Below are 18631 nucleotides of genomic sequence, written 5' to 3' on the forward strand. Positions count from 1 at the left end.
GAAGGAGAACGATCGATGACGATGCTCTGGGTCAAGACCTTTCATATCGTGCTGATCGCGTCGTGGTTCGCGGGGCTCTTTTATTTGCCGCGCATCTACGTGAACCTCGCGATGGAAACCGATCCCGCCGCGGTCCGGCGGCTGCTCGCGATGGCGCGCAAGCTGTTGCGCTTCATGACGATCATCGCGGTGCCCGCGCTCGCGTGCGGGCTGTGGCTGTGGCTCGTGATCGGCATCGGGCAGGGGCAGGGCTGGGTGCACGCGAAGCTCGCGGTCGTGCTGTTGCTCGTCGTCTATCACGCATACTGCGGGCATCTGCTGAAGGTGTTCGAGCGCGGCGAGAACCGCCGGTCGGACAAGTGGTATCGCGTGTTCAACGAGCTGCCGGTGCTCGGGATGCTCGCCGCCGTCGCGCTCGCGGTGATCAAGCCGTTCTGACGCGGGCGCGCGTCATTTCAACGCAACAGCGTCGCGCATAGCGCCAGTCCGGCCAGGTAGGTTCCGAGCGCGCCGACGAACCGGGCCGGATTGGGCTTCGCCATCGTCGGCCATGCGATCAGCCCGACGACGAGGAGGCAGCGGCACACGGTGGCCGCGACGATCAGCGACACGGTCGCCGCCGAAGGCGATCGCGCGCCGAGATAGAGAAACAGCGCCGCGAGGAATGGCGCATATTCGGCCGTATTGGCATGCGCACGGACGAGCTTGTGCAGCCGGTTCGCCGGGTCCGGCTGATGGCCCGAGCCGGTGCGCTCGCGAAAACGCATCATCGACACGGACAAGCCGAGGCCGAACAGCAGGCATCCCAGAACGGCGACGCATACGAGCGCAACGTTGTTCATCTTGATGTGCCTCTCTGACAGGAAATCGACGAACGCCGGTTGGGCGCACGCGCGCGCACGTCGGTCTTCCGGTGCGCGCCGCGCTTCGTTTTACACCTTTGCTTTTTCCTTTGCCACGCCCGCGTCGCCGATCCGCCGCCGCGTGATCGCCTCCTTCGCGCGGCCGAGCCGGTCGACGAGCTCGGGCCCGCGCCGCAGCGCGACGCCGACCGCGAGAATGTCGCCGATCGCGAGATGCGACATGCGCGACGTCATTGGCGAGAACACGTCGGTTTCCTCGGCGACGTTCGACGCGAGGCTCACCGTCGACAACTGCGCGAGCGGCGAATGGCTGTGCGTGATCGAGATCACCTTCGCGCCGCACGCGAGCGCCGCGCGCGCGGCGTCGACGATGTCGCGCGTGCGCCCCGTGTTCGAGATCGCGACGACGACGTCGTTCGCGCCGAGGAGCGCCGCCGACATCGAGAACGTGTGCGGGTCCGAATACGCGACGCTCGGCACGCCGAGCCGGAAGAACTTGTGCTGGATGTCCTGCGCGGCGATGCCCGAGCCGCCCGCGCCGTAGAACTCGATGCGCGACGCGCGCGTGAGCAGCTCGATCGCGTCGGCGACGCTCGTCGCCGACAGGCTGTTGCGCACCTCGATCAGCGCGCCGATCGTGCGGTCGAACACCTTGCCGATGATGCCGGGCGCGCGCTCGTCGGGCTCGACGTCGCGATACACCGACGCGACGCCCGGCGCGACGCTCTGCGCGAGCCGGATCTTGAACTCGCGAAAGCCGCTGCAGCCGAGCGCCTGGCAAAAGCGCGCGATCGTCGGCTGGCTCGCGCCCGCGCGCGCAGCGAGCTCGGTCATCGACAGATCGAGCACCTCGCGCGGCGCGGCGAGCACGAAATCGGCGAGCTTGCGCTCGGACGGGCGGAGCTGGGCGCGGATCGCCTCGATACGGGGGAGCATGGTGCGAAAAGGCGCGTGAAATGACAGGACAGCCGCTAGTATCACGATTGTCTTGTAGAAAATCTACAAGAATTTTCTAGCGATTGCCACGGTGTCGATCGTCGGGCATCAGGGTTAACGCTAGGTTAATGTGCCGTATCTAAAGGCTATGGCGATGCATTGCCGATTGTTTTGCTGCGCTGCGAGATTGCGGGTGTGTAGTTTTTCTACTAAACTCGCGCCGTTCGTCCGACGACACGGACGAACCCACGATTCCAGCTTGCCGGCCCCGCCCGGCTCATGTGAGGAGCGCCCAGCATGGCCACGCTGCACCCCACTCTTGCGTCCGTCACCGAGCGCGTGATCGCGCGCAGCCGCCCGACCCGCCAAGCCTATCTCGCCCGCATCGACGCCGCGCAAGGCCGCTTCCCGGCGCGCGGCGCGCTGTCGTGCGCGAACCTCGCACACGGCTTCGCGGGCCTGGAAGGCAGCGACAAGTTCGCGATCAAGGCGATCCGCGAGCCGAACATCGGCATCGTGTCGGCGTACAACGAGATGCTGTCCGCGCATGCGCCGTACAAGAGCTTTCCCGACATCATCAAGGCGGCCGCGCGCGAGCGCGGCGGCGTCGCGCAGTTCGCGGGCGGCGTGCCGGCGATGTGCGACGGCGTCACGCAAGGCAACGCGGGAATGGAGCTGTCGCTGTTCTCGCGCGAAGTGATCGCGATGAGCACGGCTGTCGCGCTCACGCACAACATGTTCGATGCGGCCCTTTGTCTCGGCATCTGCGACAAGATCGTGCCGGGCCTCTTGATCGGCGCGCTGCAGTTCGGCCATCTGCCGACGATCTTCGTGCCGGCCGGCCCGATGACGAGCGGCCTGTCGAACGACGACAAGGCGAAGATCCGCCAGCAGTTCGCGACGGGCCAGGTGGGCCGCGACGCGCTGCTCGAAGCGGAATCGGCCGCGTATCACGGCCACGGCACCTGCACGTTCTACGGCACCGCGAACAGCAACCAGATGCTGATGGAAGTGATGGGGCTGCATCTGCCGGGCTCGGCGTTCGTCCATCCGCACACGCCGCTGCGCGACGCGCTGACGGCCGAGGCCGCGCGCCGCGTGCTCGAGCTCACGGCCGAGCGCGGCCAGTACACGCCGATCGGCCACGTGATCGACGAGCGCGCGATCGTCAACGGGATCGTCGCGCTGCTCGCCACGGGCGGCTCGACGAACCATACGCTGCACCTCGTCGCGATCGCGCGCGCGGCCGGCATCCTGATCGACTGGAACGATTTCGACGAACTGTCGGCCGCGGTGCCGCTCCTCGCGAAGATCTACCCGAACGGCAAGGCCGACGTGAACCATTTCCACGCGGCGGGCGGCATTGCGTTCCTCGTGCGCAACCTGCTCGAAGGCGGCCTGCTGCACGAAGACGTGACGACGGTCGCGGGCAAGGGGCTCGCGCACTACACGAAGGAGCCGCGCTTGCTCGACGGCGAGCTGACGTGGGTCGACGGCGTCGGCGCGAGCGCCGACGACAAGGTGCTGCGGCCGATCGCCGCGCCGTTCCAGCCGGATGGCGGGCTGCGCCTGATGCAGGGCAGGCTCGGGCGCGGCGTGATCAAGATTTCGGCGGTCGCGCCGGAGCACCGCAAGGTGACGGCGCCCGCGATCGTGTTCGATTCGCAGGAAGCCGTGCAGGCCGCGTTCGACGCGGGCGAATTGAAGCGCGATTTCGTCGCGGTCGTGCGCTTCCAGGGCGCGCGCGCGAACGGGATGCCGGAGCTGCACCGGCTGACGCCGCTCCTCGGCGTGCTGCAGGACCAGGGCTTTCGCGTCGCGCTCGTGACGGACGGCCGGATGTCGGGCGCGTCGGGCAAGGTGCCGGCCGTGATCCACGTGTCGCCCGAGGCGCTCTTGAGCGGCCCGCTCGGCAAGGTGCAGACGGGCGATACGATCGTGATCGACGCGCAAGCCGGCGTGCTCGACGTCGAGATCGACGATCGAGCATGGGCGGCGCGCGCGATCGCGCAGCCCGCGCATCAGGCGGAAAACGAAGTCGGCTTCGGCCGCGAACTGTTCGGCGTGTTCCGCGCGGCGGCCGCGCCGGCGGAGCAGGGCGCGTCGGTGTTCGGCGCGTTGGTGGGCGAAGCGGTCCACGTCACCGCATAAGCGAAAAGGAGTCGCATTGATGAAGACGATTGGCGAGATCGTGAAGCTGGGCCCGGTGATTCCGGTGCTCGCGTTCGATTCGGTCGAACAGGGCGAACAGGTGTCGCGCGCGTTGCACGCGGGCGGCGTGAAGGTGCTTGAAATCACGCTGCGCACCGCGGCCGGGCTCGAAGCGATCAAGCGCGCGAGCGAGCTCGCCGACGACATCGTCGTCGGCGTCGGCACGATCACGAAGCCCGGGCAGTGCGCGCTCGCGAAGCAGGCGGGCGCGAAGTTCGGCGTGTCGCCGGGCCTCACGAAGGAGATGCACGAGGCGGCCGTCGACGCCGGCCTGCCGCTTCTGCCCGGCGTGATGACGCCGACCGACATCATCGTCGCGCTCGAGCTCGGCTACGAGATCGTGAAGTTCTTCCCCGCGCAGCAGGCGGGCGGCGTGCCGATGCTGCAGGCGTTCCACGGCCCGTTCCCGGCGCTCAAGTTCTGCCCGACGGGCGGCATCACCGCCGAGACCGCGCCGAGCTTCCTGAAGCTGCCGAACGTCGTGTGCGTCGGCGGCTCGTGGCTCACGCCGAAGGCGGCGCTCGCCGCGCAGGACTGGGCCGAGGTCACGCGCCTCGCGCAGGCGGCGAGCGGTCTCGCACGCTGAGCGCGATCGCTTGGCCGCATCCGGAAAACCCTCGGACGAAACAATCGATCTGGTTGTTTTTCCGAGGGTTTTTGCTTATGGAACCGGTTCTATCGCGACCCGATAAACAAAAGTAGAATTCAGCGTCCCGACGGGCGGCGAGCCGCCTCGTTTCGGAGAACTGCATAGCCGGGCGGCGGCAAGCCGCGTCCGGCCCGATATATCCCAAGGAGGAGTGCTACATGGGGGCTGTCCAAGGCAGCATGCTGCTGATTTACACCGTGATCGCGATCGCGGTGCTGATCCTGATGATCGCGCGCTACAAGGTCTATCCGTTCCTCGTGCTGATCATCGTGTCGCTCGGTCTCGGCTTCGTGGTCGGCATGCCGATGGACAAGATCGTGAAATCGTTCGAGGGGGGCACGGGCGGCACGCTCGGCCACATCGCGATCGTCGTCGGCCTCGGCACGATGCTCGGCAAGATGATGGCCGAATCGGGCGGCGCCGAGCGGATCGCGACCACGCTGATCGACTGGTTCGGCGAGAAGAACATCCACTGGGCGATGATGTTCGTCGCGATCATCGTCGGCCTGCCCGTGTTCTTCGAAGTCGGCTTCGTGCTCCTGATCCCGATCGCGTTCAACGTCGCGAAGCGCACCGGCAAATCGCTCCTTGTCGTCGGGCTGCCGATGGTCGCGGGCCTGTCGGTCGTGCACGGGCTGATTCCGCCGCACCCGGCGGCGCTCCTCGCCGTTCAGCAATACGGCGCCGACATCGGCAAGACGATCGCGTATGGCCTCATCGTCGGCGTGCCGACCGCGATCGTCGCGGGGCCGCTGTTCGCGCTCACGATCTCGAAGTTCGTGAAGCTGCCGGAGCACAACCCGCTCGCGTCGCAATTCGTCGAGACGCGCGCGCCGGGCGAGCAGCGCGAACTGCCGGGCTTCGGCATCACGCTGTTCACGATCCTGCTGCCCGTCGTGCTGATGCTCGTCGGCAGTTGGGCCGATCTCGTGTTCGCGCCGAAGTCGCTGCCGAACAGCCTGCTGCGCTTTGCCGGCAATTCGGACGTCGCGCTCCTGATCGCCGTGCTCGTGAGCTTCTTCACGTTCGGCAAGCTGCAGGGCTTCAATCGCGAGCAGATCCAGAAGTTCTGCGGCGATTGCCTCGCGCCGATCGCGGGCATCACGCTGATCGTCGGCGCGGGCGGCGGTTTCGGCGGTATCCTGCGCGACAGCGGCATCTCGCAGCAGATCGTCGCGACCGCGACGCACGCGCATCTGTCGCCGCTTCTGCTCGGCTGGTTCGTCGCGGCGCTGATCCGTCTCGCGACGGGCTCGGCGACCGTCGCGATGACGACCGCGTGCGGGATCGTCGCGCCGATCGCGGCGGCCTCGGGCGTCACGGTGAGGCCGGAGCTGCTCGTGCTCGCGACGGGCTCGGGCTCGCTGATCTTCTCGCACGTGAACGACGGCGGCTTCTGGCTGATCAAGGAATATTTCGGGATGACCGTGGGCCAGACGTTCAAGACGTGGACGCTGCTCGAAACGATCATCTCGGTGCTCGGTCTCGCCTTCACGCTGGTGCTGAGCGCGGTTCTGTAACAAGGGGTAGTCAATGATTCTGATCGCAATGGGCGTGTCGGGCGCGGGCAAGTCGCGGATCGGCGAAATGCTCGCGGAACGCCTGTCATGCAGCTATACCGATGGCGACGCGTTTCACAGCGCCGCCAACAAGGAAAAGATGCACCACGGGATTGCTCTCACCGACGAGGACCGCTGGCCGTGGCTGCGCTCGATCCGCGAGGCCATCGAGGCGAAGCGGCGCGCGGGCGAGACGGCGGTGTTCACGTGCTCGTCGCTCAAGCGCGCGTACCGTGACATCCTGCGCGGCAACGATCGCGACGTGCGCTTCGTCTATCTGAAGGGTTCGTTCGACGTGCTGCGCGAGCGGCTGAAGACGCGCACCGGGCACTTCTTCGATCCGTCGCTGCTGCAAAGCCAGCTCGACACGCTCGAGGAGCCGGGCCCGGACGAGGCGATCGAAGTCAGCATCGAGTTGACGCCCGACGAGATCGTCGAGCGCGTGATGAGCCAGCTCGGCAGCGAGCGGCAGCAGCAACAGCAACAGCAGCAACAGTGACGGCGCGCGGCCGCGGCGCGGCCGCCGTCGCCGATCGCCGCGCTGCGGCGGCAAAAAGAAAGGTTCATCGCAGGAAACCGTGGAGGGTTTGATGGCGATTGCGTAACCTGACGCCTGACTTTAAGGAGGTCAGGAGGCAGAATTGCTCGATCGCAAGGCACTTCAAGCACTGGGTTGCTGGACCGGCTATCGGTTAGAGGGGGTGGAATGGCCGGAAGGAGAAGGCCGTACGCTGTCGCTGTATTTGAAGCCGGTCAGCAAGGTCATGTACTGCGAACAGTGCGGTGCACGCTGCCAGCAGATTCATGAGACGACGGTTCGCCGGGTGCGCGATCTGCCACTGTTCGAGTACCGGGTGGTACTGCACGTCCCCCGCCGCCGAGTCTGGTGCGAACGCTGCGGCGGTCCGCGACTGGAGAAACTGGCGTGGCTGGGCCGTTACCAGCGAGTGACGGAGCGATTTGCCAAGGCCTGCGAGAAACTGCTGCAGGCGGCCAGCGTGCAGGCGGTCGCCGCCTTCTACGATTTGGGCTGGCACACGGTCAAATCGATCGACAAGATGCGCTTGCGAGCGCGTGTGGCTGATCCTGACTGGTCGACGATCCGCTATCTGGCGATGGACGAGTTCGCGCTCCATAAAGGTCATCGCTACGCCACGGTGGTGGTCGATCCGATTGGTCGGCAAGTGCTCTGGATTGGAGCGGGACGCTCGCGCGAGACGGCCAGAGCCTTCTTCGAACAGCTTCCCCAGGGTGTTGCCGAGCGCATCGAAGCAGTGGCCATCGACATGACCACGGCCTACGAGTTGGAGATCAAAGCGCAGTGTCCGCAGGCTGAGGTCGTCTACGACCTGTTCCACGTCGTGGCCAAGTACGGGCGTGAGGTGATCGATCGGGTACGGGTCGATCAGGCCAATCAGTTGCGCCATGACCGGCCGGCCCGGAAGGTCCTGAAGTCCAGCCGCTGGTTGCTGCTGCGCAACCGCCACAACCTGAAGCCCGAGCAGTCCGTGCATCTGAAGGAACTGCTGGCCGCCAATCAGCCATTGTTGTGCGTCTACGTGCTACGTGACGAACTCAAGCGGCTCTGGTTCTACCGCAAGCCTGCCTGGGCGGAAAAGGCCTGGGAACAATGGATCGAGCAAGCCCGGCAAAGCGGAATTGCCGCGCTGCAACTGTTTGCGCAGCGCCTGCAGGGTTACTGGCACGGAATCGTGGCCCGCTGCCGACATCCGCTTAATACCAGCATCGTCGAAGGCATCAACAACACCATCAAGGTCATCAAGCGTCGGGCTTACGGGTACCGCGACGAGGAATACTTCTTTCTCAAGATCCGCGCCGCGTTCCCCGGTAATCCGCGATGAACCAAAAGAAAGGCGCCCTGCGAACTGCAGGGCGCCTTTCTTCATCGTGTCGACGACGCGCGTTACGCGATGCGCTTCGCGAGCTCGACCGCCTTGCCGATGTACGACGCGGGCGTCATCGCGAGAAGGCGCGCCTTCGCGTCCTCGGGAATCGCGAGCGTGCCGATGAACTGCCGCAGCGCGTCGCGCGTGATGCCCTTGCCGCGCGTGAGTTCCTTCAACTGCTCGTACGGGTTCTCGATGCCGTAGCGGCGCATCACCGTCTGCACCGGCTCGGCGAGCACTTCCCAGCAGTTGTCGAGGTCTTCGTTCAGGCGCTGCGGGTTCACTTCGAGCTTGTCGAGGCCGCGGATCAGCGCGTCGTACGCGAGCAGCGAATAGCCGAGCGCGACGCCCATGTTGCGCAACACCGTCGAATCGGTCAGGTCGCGCTGCCAGCGCGAGACGGGCAGCTTGTCGGCGAGGTGGCGCAGCGTCGCGTTCGCGAGGCCGAGGTTGCCTTCCGAGTTCTCGAAGTCGATCGGGTTGACCTTGTGCGGCATCGTCGACGAGCCGATCTCGCCCGCCTTCGTCTTCTGCTTGAAGTAGCCGACCGAGATGTAGCCCCACACGTCGCGATCGAGGTCGAGCAGGATCGTGTTCGCGCGCGAAACGGCGTCGAACAGCTCGGCCATGTAGTCGTGCGGCTCGATCTGGATCGTGTACGGGTTGAACGTGAGCTTCAGGCGGTTCTCGATCACGTCGCGCGAGAACGCTTCCCAGTCGAACTCCGGATATGCGGACAGGTGCGCGTTGAAGTTGCCGACCGCGCCGTTCATCTTGCCGAGGATTTCGACCCGCTCGATGCGCTCGATCGCGCGCGCGAGGCGCGCGGCGACGTTCGCGATTTCCTTGCCGAGCGTCGTCGGGCTGGCCGGCTGGCCATGCGTGCGCGAGAGCATCGGCTGCTCGGCGTGCGCGTGCGCGAGCGCGACGAGGCGGCCGTGCACCGTGCGCAGCGCGGGCAGGATCACGTGCTGGCGCGCGCCGGCGAGCATCATGCCGTGCGACGTGTTGTTGATGTCTTCCGACGTGCACGCGAAATGGATGAATTCGCTCGCGCGCTCGAGCTCGGCCTGGCCCTTGACGGATTCCTTCAGCCAGTACTCGACGGCTTTCACGTCATGGTTCGTCACGCGCTCGATTTCCTTGATGCGCGCGGCGTCGTGCGCGGTGAAGCGCTCGACGAGCTGCAGCAGGAACTGCTCGGCGGCTTCCGGGAAGCGCGGCACCTCGGCGAAGCCGGCGCGCGACAGCGCGATCAGCCAGTGCACCTCGACGGTGACGCGGTGGCGCATGAAGGCGGCTTCGGAGAGCCAGTCGCGCAGCGCTTCGGTTTTGCTGGCGTAGCGGCCGTCGATCGGCGAGAGCGCGGTGAGGGCGAAAAGGATATCGGGACGGGTGTCGGACATGATCGGGCTGGAGGCGCGCGGCCGCGGTTCAAACGTGAAGGGGAGAACCGCGGATTTTACCATCGGCGCGCGGCCGTCCGGCCGCCGCGCGCCGCCACCGGAAAATCTCAGTCGCCGGCGCGCGCCGCGCCGCCGATCGGCATCCCGGCGCCCGCCGCCGGCTCGGCCGCGGCGAGCTCGGGCGCGGCCCAGCGCAGCCACTGCGCGCGCAGCATCACGAGCGCGGCGAGCGCGCAGGTCGAGAGCGCGCCGAACGTCGCGAAACCGAGCTGGTAGCTGCCCGTGCTTTCCTTCGCGATGCCCATCACGACGGGCAGATAGAAGCCGCCGATGCCGCCCGCCGCGCCGACGATGCCGGACAGCAGGCCGGTCTTGCCCTTCCAGCGGTGCGGGACGAGCTGGAACGTCGAGCCGTTGCCTAGGCCGAACGCGACGTACAGGCACACGAGGAGCGCGATCCCGCCCGCGAGCGGCGGCATCACGGCCGCGAACGCGAAGTCGGCGGCGGCGATCGCGGCGAGGATCACCATCAGCGCGCGCACGCCGGTGATGCGGTCGGCGAGGTGGCCGCCGAACGGGCGCACGATCGCGCCGAGGAACGCGAGCAGCGACATGAAGAGGCCCGCTTCGATCTTCGGCATCTGGTAGAGCGTCGTGAGAAGCAGCGTCACGTACGACGACATCCCGACGAAGCCGCCGAACGTGATGCTGTAGATCAGCATGATGACCCACGTGTCGCGCTCGGCGAGCACCGCGCGATAGCGGCCGGGCAGCACGGCGATCGCGAGGAGCGCGCCCATCACGGGCAGCAGCAGCACGCCCGTCTTGCCCGCGCCGAACACGCCCGCATGCACGGCGAGCACGAGCGCGACGAGGCCGACGAGCGTGAGCACGAACGCGCCGAACGCGCGTTTCGCGTTGCCCGACTTCTCGCCGCGGTCGTCGGCCCACGCGAAGAGCGCGAAGCCCGCGATCGCGAGGAGCGGCAGCGCGGCGGCCGTCGAGAATTTCCAGCCGAGCGCGGCCGCGATGTGCGGGAACATGAAGCCGTCGAGCACCGCGCCGATGTTGCCCGCGGCGGCGAGGCCGAGCACGAGGCCCTGCACCTTCGGCGGATAGCTGCTGCCCGCCATCGGCAGCGCGACCGCGAAGCTCGCGCCGCCGATCCCGAGGAACACGCCGAGCACGAGGAGCAGCGTGTACGACGGCGTGCCGGGCACGAACGGCAGAACGACGGCGGGCAGCGCGGACAGCAGCACGCCCATCAGCGAGATGCGCCGGCCGTCGGCGGACTGGTAGAGGTTGCCGAGCGTGACGCGCAGGATGGCCGCCGCGAGCACCGGCACCGCGACGAGGAAGCCCTGTTGCGCGGCCGTCATCGTGATGTCCTTGCCGATGAACGGCGCGAGCGGGCCGTACAGCACCCAGACGGTGAAGCCCGTGTCGAAGTAGAGGAAGCACGCGAGAAGCGAGCGCCAGTTGCCGCTTCGGAGGGAGGTGCGCAGAGTATCCATCGGTGAAGCCTCGCGTATGCCGGTCGACGGCGGATGGTGGAAATGGGGCGACGAGCCGGTGCGCTGTTCCGCAAGCTTCATGCCAATGGGGTGCATGTTTTTGTTTCAAACGGTGCGAGCGCACGCCGGGCAAGGCAGGCGGGAAAGGCGGCGAAAGCAATGAAAGCGGCTGGCGAGTGGCGCTCGCGCGACGGCGCGGCGCTCGCGCGCACCGGCGGCAGGCGCGCGCGAGCGCCGCGCGGCACTGCGCCTGTGCGTGCGCGCGGCATTGGTGCGGGGTGGTGCCGCGCCAAAATGTGTGAGGAATCAAGCGTATGGCGATGCGTCCGGGGGCGCGGGCCGTTTGCCGGCGCGCACGCCGCGGCGGGCTTCGCCGCCTCGCGGGTCGTGCGCCGTGCGCCGACGCACCGGGGCGATCGGCGCGCCCGACCGTTAAAATGCGTGCTTCTTCCCTCGCACTCGCTTTGCGCAGCAAAGGCACGCATGGAACTCAAATGGCTCGAAGACTTCGTGTCGCTCGCGGAAACGCGCAGCTTCAGCCGCTCGGCCGAGCTGCGGCACGTGTCGCAACCTGCGTTTTCGCGCCGGATCCAGGCGCTCGAAGCGTGGCTCGCGACCGAGCTGATCGATCGTTCGGTCTATCCGACCCGCCTCACGCAGGCGGGCCAGGTGTTCTACGAGCAGGCGCTCGCGATGCTGTCGCAGGCGCACGAGGCGCGCACGCTGCTGCGCGGCCACGTCGGCGCGCCCGTGCCGACGATCGAGTTCGCGGTGCCGCACACGCTGTCGCTCACGTACTTCCCGCGCTGGCTGCAGCGGATCGAGGCGAAGATGGGACAGGTCCACACGCGGCTGCGCGCGCTGAATGTGCATGATGCGGTGCTGTCGCTCGTCGAGGGCGGCTGCGATCTCGTGATGGGCTATCACCACCCGAGCCATCCCGTCGCGCTCGATCCGGCCCGCTACGACATGCTGACGCTCGGCACGGAGCCGATCAGCCCGTTCTCGGCGCCCGGCCGCGGCGGCCGCGCGCGCTACGCGCTGCCCGGCACGGCCGACGCGCCCGTGCCGTATCTGTCGTACACGCCCAATGCGTACCTCGGCCGGATGACCGAAGTGATCATCGCGAACGCGCGCGCGCCGCTCCATCTCGACAAGGTCTACGAGACCGACATGGCCGAGGCGCTGAAGGCGATGGCGCTCGCCGGGCACGGCGTCGCGTTTCTGCCGCACAGCGCGGTCGAGGACGCGCTCGCGAGCGGCCGCCTCGTGAAGCTCGGCCGCGCGGCGAAGGGCGCAGCGGAGCCGTTCGCGCTGACGATGGAGATCCGCCTGTACCGGGACAAGCTCGCGGTGCAGGGCGACGAGCCGCGGCAAAAGCTCGTGCGCGCGCTGTGGGACGTCGTGCGCGAGGAGCTCGGCGCGGCCGCCTGACAATCGCCGCGGTCCCTGCGCCGGCGCCTCGGCGCCCGGCGCGGCCCGCACCGCTGCGCGCCACCCCGCGCACGAAAGTTGCTCCGCGCAATCGCATCGGGATTGCAGCCGTTCGCACGGCGAACGCACGGTTTTTCGCGCAAAAGACCGATCATGCACGAAACGCATAATCGAATAAGCAAACGGCATTGGATTTCGAAATTCGCTTTTTCGACAATGTGCGCATTCTTCGACCGTTGGAGATTCCATGTCTTCGCAATCGCAGTCCCCGTCCGTCGCGCAGTCCATCCCGTCGTACCTGCACGCGGACGATCTCGGCCCCTGGGGCAACTATCTGCAGCAAGTCGATCGCGTCGCGCCGTACCTCGGCTCACTGTCGCGCTGGATCGAGACGCTGAAGCGCCCGAAGCGCATCCTGATCGTCGACGTGCCGATCGAGCTGGACAACGGCACCGTCGCGCACTTCGAGGGCTATCGCGTGCAGCACAACGTATCGCGCGGCCCGGGCAAGGGCGGCGTGCGCTACCACCAGGACGTGACGCTGTCCGAGGTGATGGCGCTGTCCGCCTGGATGTCGGTGAAGAACGCGGCCGTGAACGTGCCGTACGGCGGCGCGAAGGGCGGCATCCGCGTCGATCCGCGCAAGCTCTCGCGCGGCGAGCTCGAGCGCGTGACGCGCCGCTACACCAGCGAAATCGGCATCATCATCGGCCCGAACACCGACATTCCCGCGCCTGACGTCAACACGAACGAGCAGATCATGGCGTGGATGATGGACACGTACTCGATGAACCAGGGCCAGACGGCCACGGGCGTCGTGACCGGCAAGCCGATCTCGCTCGGCGGCTCGCTCGGCCGCCGGGAAGCGACGGGCCGCGGCGTGTTCGTCGTCGGCTGCGAGGCCGCGAAGAAGAAGGGTGTCGAGATCGAAGGCGCGCGCATCGCGGTCCAGGGCTTCGGCAACGTCGGCGGGATCGCCGCGAAGCTGTTCCAGGAGGCGGGCGCGAAGGTGATCGCGGTGCAGGATCACACGGGCACGATCTACCAGCCGGCGGGCGTCGACACCGTCAAGCTGATCGACCACGTCGGCGTGACGGGCGGCGTCGCGGGCTTCGAAGGCGCGGAGCCGATGCCGAACGACGAGTTCTGGACCGTCGAGACCGACATCCTGATTCCGGCCGCGCTAGAAAACCAGATCACCGAGAAGAACGCGTCGAAGATCCGCACGAAGATCATCGTCGAAGGCGCGAACGGCCCGACGACGACGGCCGCGGACGACATCCTGAGCGCGAACGGCGTGCTCGTGATTCCCGACGTGATCGCGAACGCGGGAGGCGTGACCGTGTCGTACTTCGAGTGGGTGCAGGATTTCTCGAGCTTCTTCTGGACGGAAGACGAGATCAACCATCGTCTCGAGCGCGTGATGCGCGAGGCGTTCGCCGGTGTGTGGGCGGTGGCCCAGGAGCACGGCGTGTTGGTGCGCACGGCGGCGTTCATCGTCGCGTGCAAGCGCATCCTGATGGCGCGCGAAATGCGCGGCCTGTACCCCTGATCGACGGGATTGGCTCGATCGGCGACGCGCAAGCTGGAGGCCGCGTCGTGATTCACTCGCGGGCGGCGCCGGATCCGGTGCCGCCCGCGTGCGTATCCGGGCGCCGAACGCGTGTTGGAATGCGCATGCCGCCCGGTCAGAAGTGTGGTTAACAACCATTACTTTCATAAGAATTACTTTGATAAACTGGCGCGGGTTTTCGCCAAGGAGATGACAACGATGAAATTCCCGAAAGCAATGCTGGTGGTCGCGGCGCTGAGCACATTCGCCGGCGGCGCCATCGCCCAGGAAACGGGCACGCTGAAAAAAATCAAGGATACGGGCGTGATTGCGCTGGGGCACCGCGAATCGTCGATTCCGTTCTCGTACTATGACCAGAGCCAGCAGGTCGTCGGCTATTCGCGCGACTTCCAGATGAAGGTCGTCGACGCGGTCAAGAAGAAGCTGAATCTGTCCAACCTGCAGGTGAGGAACATTCCGGTGACGTCGCAGAACCGGATTCCGCTCGTGCAGAACGGCACGGTCGACATCGAGTGCGGCTCGACGACGAACAATCTCGACCGCCAGAAGCAAGCGGCGTTCTCGGACACGATCTTCGTGATCGGCACGCGCCTCATGACGAAGAAGGACTCGGGCATCAAGGATTTCGCCGACCTGAAGGGCAAGACTGTCGTCACGACGGCGGGCACGACGTCCGAGCGTCTGCTGCGCGAGATGAACAACAAGAACCAGATGGGGATGAACATCATCAGCGCGAAGGACCACGGCGAGTCGTTCCAGACGCTCGAGACGGGCCGCGCGGTCGCGTTCATGATGGACGACGCGCTGCTCGCGGGCGAGCGCGCGAAGGCGAAGCAGCCGGGCGAATGGGTGATCGTCGGCAAGCCGCAGTCTCAGGAGGCGTACGGCTGCATGATGCGCAAGGACGATCCGGCGTTCAAGAAGGTGGTCGACGACGCGATCGCGCAGGTCGAGAAGTCGGGCGAAGCCGCGAAGATCTACTCGAAGTGGTTCGAGAATCCGATCCCGCCGAAGGGCCTGAATCTGAACTTCCCGCTCTCCGACGAGATGAAGAAGCTCTACGCGAATCCGAACGACAAGGCGCTCGATTGAGCGGGACGGCCGTTCGAGCCAACCGTTCGAGCTAACAAGCGCTGACGAAACGGAAGAGGCACGGCTTCTTCCGTTTCTTTTTGTTGGAGTCTGGCTATGTCTTACCACTGGAACTGGGGCATCTTCCTGAGCCCCGTTTCGACGGGCGAACCGACCACCTATCTCGGCTGGCTGATGTCGGGATTCTGGGTGACGATCAAGGTGTCGCTCGCCGCGTGGGTGATCGCGCTCGTCGTCGGGTCGCTGTTCGGCGTGCTGCGCACCATGCCGAGCAAATGGCTGTCGGCGATCGGCACGGTCTACGTATCGATCTTCCGCAACATCCCGCTCATCGTGCAGTTCTTCATCTGGTACCTCGTCGTGCCCGAATTGCTGCCCGTGTCGATCGGCACCTGGATCAAGCAGTTGCCGCCCGGCACGCAATTCTTCACCGCGTCGATCGTCTGTCTTGGCCTCTTCACGGGCGCGCGCGTCTGCGAGCAGGTGCGCTCCGGCATCAACGCGCTGCCGAAGGGCCAGCGCGCGGCCGGCCTCGCGATGGGCTTCACGCAATGGCAGACGTACCGCTACGTGCTCCTGCCCGTCGCATACCGGATCATCGTGCCGCCGCTCACGTCCGAATTCCTGAACATCTTCAAGAATTCGGCCGTCGCGTCGACGATCGGCCTGCTCGACCTGTCCGCGCAGGCGCGGCAGCTCGTCGACTACACCGCGCAGACCTACGAGTCGTTCATCGCGGTCACGCTCGCGTACGTGGTCATCAATCTGATCGTGATGGCGTTCATGCGCTGGGTCGAGAGCAAGTCCCGGCTGCCCGGCTACATCGGAGGCAAGTGATGCATCAGTTCGACTGGAGTAGTATTCCCGGCGCGCTGCCGACGCTCTGGACGGGCGCGATCATCACGTTCAAGATCACGCTGCTCGCGATCGTGATCGGGATCGTCTGGGGCACGCTGCTTGCGCTGATGCGCCTGTCGGGCGTCAAGCCGCTCGCGTGGTTCGCGCAGGGCTACGTCACCGTGTTCCGCTCGATTCCGCTCGTGATGGTGCTGCTGTGGTTCTTCCTGATCGTGCCGCAGGTGCTGCAGGGCGTGCTCGGGCTGTCGCCGACGATCGACATCCGGCTCGCGTCGGCGATGGTCGCGTTTTCGCTTTTCGAAGCCGCGTATTATTCGGAGATCATCAGGGCGGGCATCCAGGCGGTGCCGCGCGGGCAGGTGAACGCCGCGTTCGCGCTCGGCATGAACTACGCGCAGGCGATGCGCCTCGTGATCCTGCCGCAGGCGTTCCGCGCGATGGTGCCGCTCCTGCTCACGCAGGCGATCGTGCTGTTCCAGGACACGTCGCTCGTCTACGTGATCAGCCTCGCGGATTTCTTCCGCACGGCCGCGAACATCGGCGATCGCGACGGCACGAGCGTCGAGATGATCCTGTTCGCGGGCGCATGCTATTTCGTCGTGTGCTCGGCCGCATCCGCATTGGTCAAAGGACTCCAGAAAAAGGTCACAAGATGATTTCCATTAAGAACGTGTCGAAGTGGTACGGCCAGTTTCAGGTGCTGACGGATTGCACGACGGAAGTGAAGAAGGGCGAAGTGGTGGTCGTGTGCGGGCCGTCGGGCTCGGGCAAGTCGACGCTCATCAAGACCGTGAACGGCCTCGAGCCGTTTCAGCAGGGCGAGATTCTCGTCAACGGGCAATCGGTCGGCGACAAGAAGACGAACCTGTCGAAGCTGCGCTCGAAGGTCGGGATGGTGTTCCAGCACTTCGAGCTGTTTCCGCATCTGTCGATCACGGAGAACCTGACGCTCGCGCAGATCAAGGTGCTCGGCCGCGACAAGGACGAAGCGGCCGAGAAGGGGATGAAGCTGCTCGATCGCGTGGGCCTGAAGGCGCATGCGCACAAGTATCCGGGCCAGTTGTCGGGCGGCCAGCAACAGCGTGTCGCGATCGCGCGCGCGCTGTCGATGGACCCGATCGCGATGCTGTTCGACGAGCCGACCTCCGCGCTCGATCCGGAGATGATCAACGAGGTGCTCGACGTGATGGTCGAGCTCGCGCAGGAAGGGATGACGATGATGGTCGTCACGCACGAGATGGGCTTCGCGAAGAAGGTCGCCCATCGCGTGATCTTCATGGACAAGGGCTTGATCGTCGAGGACGACCGCAAGGAAGAGTTCTTCGCGAATCCGAAGTCGGATCGCGCGAAGGATTTTCTCGCGAAGATCCTGCATTGATCGCGGGGAGGGCGTCGTGCGCTTGCGCACGGCGTCGCTCGCGAGGCGAAGAGAAGGCCGCCCGGCGAGAGCCGGGCGTTTTTTTGTCGGCGCGCTCGCACTGCGGCAAGCGGTCCTGGTCAGCTTCGGATGGGGGCGCGCCGGGCTCCGACGGACGGCGGCGCGAGGCGGCGAACGCGTTCCCGTTCAAGCGTCGTTCGGGCGGCAGGCAATGATGGTCGCTCAGAAATCGACCGGATCGTCGCCGAGATCGCCGGCCTCGCCGCTCGCCGCGAGCGCGGCCGCCCGGCGCGGCGCCGACGCGGATGCGTCGAGCGCCGGGTTGCGCAGCTTCTCGAGCACGGCTTCCGGCACCGGGATGCGCATCGTCGCCGCGACGTCGCCGCACTGGAACATCACGAGCTCGCCCGGCTCGAGCGCGGTCCACACTTCGTCGTCGGTGAGCGGCTGCGTCGCGATCACCGCGACGCGGTCTTCCGGCGTCGTGTATTTCGCGAAGTCGATCGAGATGTCTTCGTCGATCAGGTGCGCGGTCGAGAACGGCCAGCGCCGCACGAGGTAGTGCAGGCGCGTCGAGCAGTGCGCGAACAGCGCCTGCCCGTTCGACATCAGGAAATTGAACACGCCGTGCCGCGTGATGTCGCGCGTGAGCTCGCCGACCTGCTCGAACAGCTCGGGCAGCGGCGGCTGCGCGCTCGGAAACGCTTCGCGCAGGCCCTGCATCAGCTTGCAGAACGCCTTCTCGCTGTCGGTCGTGCCGACCGGCTGATAGACGCTGCCGTCGAGATCGGGCGTGTAGTCGTGCAGATCGCCGTTGTGCGCGAAGATCCAGTGGCGGCCCCACAGCTCGCGCATGAACGGATGGCAGTTCTCCAGCAGGATGTGCCCCTGCGTCGCCTTGCGGATGTGCGCGATCGTGTTCTTCGACTTGATCGGGTAGCGCTTGACCATCTCGGCGATGGGCGACGTCGCGGACGACTGCTGGTCGATGAAGAGGCGGCAGGCCTTGTCCTCGAAGAACGCGATGCCCCAGCCGTCGGCATGATGATCGGTGAGCCCGCCGCGGGCCGCGAAGCCGGTAAACGAGAACGTCACGTCCGTTGGTTCGGCGCAGTTCATTCCGAAGAGTTGGCACATATCGCGGGTGCGGCTGAGGCTGGCGGGGGAGTACGCCGGAGGGAACCGGTACAATGTCGGCTTCAAGCATATCACCGAGCCCCAAGCGGCAAAAGGCGAAAACCGCGCGCGAGC

General features: G+C 66.3%; 18 protein-coding genes. 12 read left to right on the plus strand and 6 right to left on the minus strand.

What is annotated here, in order from left to right:
- Positions 1–15 precede the first annotated feature (15 nt).
- Complete coding sequence (locus AQ610_RS03240; protein ID WP_009913587.1) at positions 16–438, plus strand: CopD family protein; 423 nt, start codon at positions 16–18, stop codon at positions 436–438.
- Between the two features lie 17 nt (positions 439–455).
- On the opposite strand, the gene AQ610_RS03245 is transcribed toward AQ610_RS03240, so the two are convergent.
- The 3 genes from AQ610_RS03245 to AQ610_RS38015 all read right to left on the minus strand — a co-directional run bounded on the left by AQ610_RS03245 (position 456) and on the right by AQ610_RS38015 (position 2111).
- Positions 456–842 (minus strand): MAPEG family protein, encoded by a 387-nt coding sequence (locus AQ610_RS03245; RefSeq protein ID WP_006025257.1) that lies wholly within the window; start codon positions 840–842, stop codon positions 456–458.
- 90 nt (positions 843–932) lie between these two features.
- On the minus strand, positions 933–1799 hold the full coding sequence (locus AQ610_RS03250) for a MurR/RpiR family transcriptional regulator (RefSeq protein WP_006025258.1): 867 nt from the start codon (positions 1797–1799) through the stop codon (positions 933–935).
- A 120-nt stretch (positions 1800–1919) separates the two neighbouring features.
- Positions 1920–2111, minus strand: a complete 192-nt coding sequence (locus AQ610_RS38015; protein WP_006025259.1) for a hypothetical protein — start codon at positions 2109–2111, stop codon at positions 1920–1922.
- Here AQ610_RS38015 and edd point away from each other — a divergent pair.
- The 5 genes from edd to AQ610_RS03275 all read left to right on the plus strand — a co-directional run bounded on the left by edd (position 2097) and on the right by AQ610_RS03275 (position 8080).
- A complete protein-coding gene (gene edd / locus AQ610_RS03255) occupies positions 2097–3950 on the plus strand; it encodes a phosphogluconate dehydratase (RefSeq protein ID WP_006025260.1) in 1854 nt (617 codons plus the stop codon). The genes AQ610_RS38015 and edd overlap by 15 nt on opposite strands.
- Before the next feature lie 19 nt (positions 3951–3969).
- A complete protein-coding gene (gene eda, locus AQ610_RS03260; RefSeq protein ID WP_006025261.1) occupies positions 3970–4596 on the plus strand; it encodes a bifunctional 4-hydroxy-2-oxoglutarate aldolase/2-dehydro-3-deoxy-phosphogluconate aldolase in 627 nt (208 codons plus the stop codon).
- 221 nt (positions 4597–4817) lie between these two features.
- A complete protein-coding gene (locus AQ610_RS03265; protein WP_006025262.1) occupies positions 4818–6179 on the plus strand; it encodes a GntP family permease in 1362 nt (453 codons plus the stop codon).
- 13 nt (positions 6180–6192) lie between these two features.
- A complete protein-coding gene (locus AQ610_RS03270) occupies positions 6193–6717 on the plus strand; it encodes a gluconokinase (RefSeq protein ID WP_006025263.1) in 525 nt (174 codons plus the stop codon).
- A 142-nt stretch (positions 6718–6859) separates the two neighbouring features.
- On the plus strand, positions 6860–8080 hold the full coding sequence (locus AQ610_RS03275) for an ISL3 family transposase (protein ID WP_045554821.1): 1221 nt from the start codon (positions 6860–6862) through the stop codon (positions 8078–8080).
- 62 nt (positions 8081–8142) lie between these two features.
- Here AQ610_RS03275 and purB read toward each other — a convergent pair whose 3' ends face one another.
- Both purB and AQ610_RS03285 read right to left on the minus strand, forming a co-directional pair.
- Entirely contained in the window at positions 8143–9531 is a 1389-nt protein-coding gene (purB, locus tag AQ610_RS03280; protein WP_006025265.1) for an adenylosuccinate lyase, read from the minus strand.
- A 107-nt stretch (positions 9532–9638) separates the two neighbouring features.
- Complete coding sequence (locus AQ610_RS03285) at positions 9639–11045, minus strand: MFS transporter (protein WP_006025266.1); 1407 nt, start codon at positions 11043–11045, stop codon at positions 9639–9641.
- A gap of 483 nt (positions 11046–11528) precedes the next feature.
- Between AQ610_RS03285 and AQ610_RS03290 the strand changes: the two genes are divergently transcribed.
- From AQ610_RS03290 to AQ610_RS03315, 6 genes are all read left to right on the plus strand, one after another.
- The gene (locus AQ610_RS03290) at positions 11529–12479 is read left to right on the plus strand and encodes a LysR substrate-binding domain-containing protein (protein ID WP_006025267.1); all 951 of its coding nucleotides are present in this window, start codon (positions 11529–11531) and stop codon (positions 12477–12479) included.
- Positions 12480–12726: 247 nt separating this feature from the next.
- A complete protein-coding gene (locus AQ610_RS03295; RefSeq protein WP_006025268.1) occupies positions 12727–14031 on the plus strand; it encodes a Glu/Leu/Phe/Val family dehydrogenase in 1305 nt (434 codons plus the stop codon).
- A gap of 219 nt (positions 14032–14250) precedes the next feature.
- On the plus strand, positions 14251–15144 hold the full coding sequence (locus AQ610_RS03300) for a glutamate/aspartate ABC transporter substrate-binding protein (RefSeq protein ID WP_009913579.1): 894 nt from the start codon (positions 14251–14253) through the stop codon (positions 15142–15144).
- A 96-nt stretch (positions 15145–15240) separates the two neighbouring features.
- Positions 15241–15981, plus strand: coding sequence for an amino acid ABC transporter permease (locus AQ610_RS03305; RefSeq protein ID WP_006025270.1), 741 nt, complete (start codon positions 15241–15243; stop codon positions 15979–15981).
- Positions 15981–16658 carry a glutamate/aspartate ABC transporter permease GltK gene (gene gltK, locus AQ610_RS03310; protein WP_006025271.1) on the plus strand — a complete coding sequence of 226 codons (678 nt, stop codon included), beginning with the start codon at positions 15981–15983 and terminating at the stop codon, positions 16656–16658. The genes AQ610_RS03305 and gltK overlap by 1 nt, the downstream gene beginning before the upstream one ends.
- Positions 16655–17380: an amino acid ABC transporter ATP-binding protein gene (locus tag AQ610_RS03315; RefSeq protein WP_006025272.1), complete on the plus strand. Its 726-nt coding sequence runs from the start codon at positions 16655–16657 to the stop codon at positions 17378–17380. The genes gltK and AQ610_RS03315 overlap by 4 nt, the downstream gene beginning before the upstream one ends.
- 222 nt (positions 17381–17602) lie before the next feature.
- On the opposite strand, the gene AQ610_RS03320 is transcribed toward AQ610_RS03315, so the two are convergent.
- Positions 17603–18517 (minus strand): class II glutamine amidotransferase, encoded by a 915-nt coding sequence (locus AQ610_RS03320; protein WP_009913578.1) that lies wholly within the window; start codon positions 18515–18517, stop codon positions 17603–17605.
- Positions 18518–18631: the final 114 nt, after the last annotated feature.

This window comes from Burkholderia humptydooensis, from assembly GCF_001513745.1.
Classification (GTDB): Bacteria; Pseudomonadota; Gammaproteobacteria; order Burkholderiales; family Burkholderiaceae; genus Burkholderia; species Burkholderia humptydooensis.

What these genes read in the sequence shown, in the direction of transcription:
- purB (WP_006025265.1), bottom strand. Translation starts at nt 9,531, where the DNA reads ATGTCCGACACCCGTCCCGATATCCTTTTCGCCCTCACCGCGCTCTCG.
- AQ610_RS03300 (WP_009913579.1), top strand. Translation starts at nt 14,251, where the DNA reads ATGAAATTCCCGAAAGCAATGCTGGTGGTCGCGGCGCTGAGCACATTC.
- AQ610_RS03270 (WP_006025263.1), top strand. Translation starts at nt 6,193, where the DNA reads ATGATTCTGATCGCAATGGGCGTGTCGGGCGCGGGCAAGTCGCGGATC.
- AQ610_RS03305 (WP_006025270.1), top strand. Translation starts at nt 15,241, where the DNA reads ATGTCTTACCACTGGAACTGGGGCATCTTCCTGAGCCCCGTTTCGACG.
- AQ610_RS03315 (WP_006025272.1), top strand. Translation starts at nt 16,655, where the DNA reads ATGATTTCCATTAAGAACGTGTCGAAGTGGTACGGCCAGTTTCAGGTG.
- edd (WP_006025260.1), top strand. Translation starts at nt 2,097, where the DNA reads ATGGCCACGCTGCACCCCACTCTTGCGTCCGTCACCGAGCGCGTGATC.
- AQ610_RS03320 (WP_009913578.1), bottom strand. Translation starts at nt 18,517, where the DNA reads ATGTGCCAACTCTTCGGAATGAACTGCGCCGAACCAACGGACGTGACG.
- AQ610_RS03295 (WP_006025268.1), top strand. Translation starts at nt 12,727, where the DNA reads ATGTCTTCGCAATCGCAGTCCCCGTCCGTCGCGCAGTCCATCCCGTCG.
- AQ610_RS03285 (WP_006025266.1), bottom strand. Translation starts at nt 11,045, where the DNA reads ATGGATACTCTGCGCACCTCCCTCCGAAGCGGCAACTGGCGCTCGCTT.
- AQ610_RS03265 (WP_006025262.1), top strand. Translation starts at nt 4,818, where the DNA reads ATGGGGGCTGTCCAAGGCAGCATGCTGCTGATTTACACCGTGATCGCG.
- AQ610_RS03240 (WP_009913587.1), top strand. Translation starts at nt 16, where the DNA reads ATGACGATGCTCTGGGTCAAGACCTTTCATATCGTGCTGATCGCGTCG.
- AQ610_RS03245 (WP_006025257.1), bottom strand. Translation starts at nt 842, where the DNA reads ATGAACAACGTTGCGCTCGTATGCGTCGCCGTTCTGGGATGCCTGCTG.
- gltK (WP_006025271.1), top strand. Translation starts at nt 15,981, where the DNA reads ATGCATCAGTTCGACTGGAGTAGTATTCCCGGCGCGCTGCCGACGCTC.
- eda (WP_006025261.1), top strand. Translation starts at nt 3,970, where the DNA reads ATGAAGACGATTGGCGAGATCGTGAAGCTGGGCCCGGTGATTCCGGTG.
- AQ610_RS03250 (WP_006025258.1), bottom strand. Translation starts at nt 1,799, where the DNA reads ATGCTCCCCCGTATCGAGGCGATCCGCGCCCAGCTCCGCCCGTCCGAG.
- AQ610_RS03290 (WP_006025267.1), top strand. Translation starts at nt 11,529, where the DNA reads ATGGAACTCAAATGGCTCGAAGACTTCGTGTCGCTCGCGGAAACGCGC.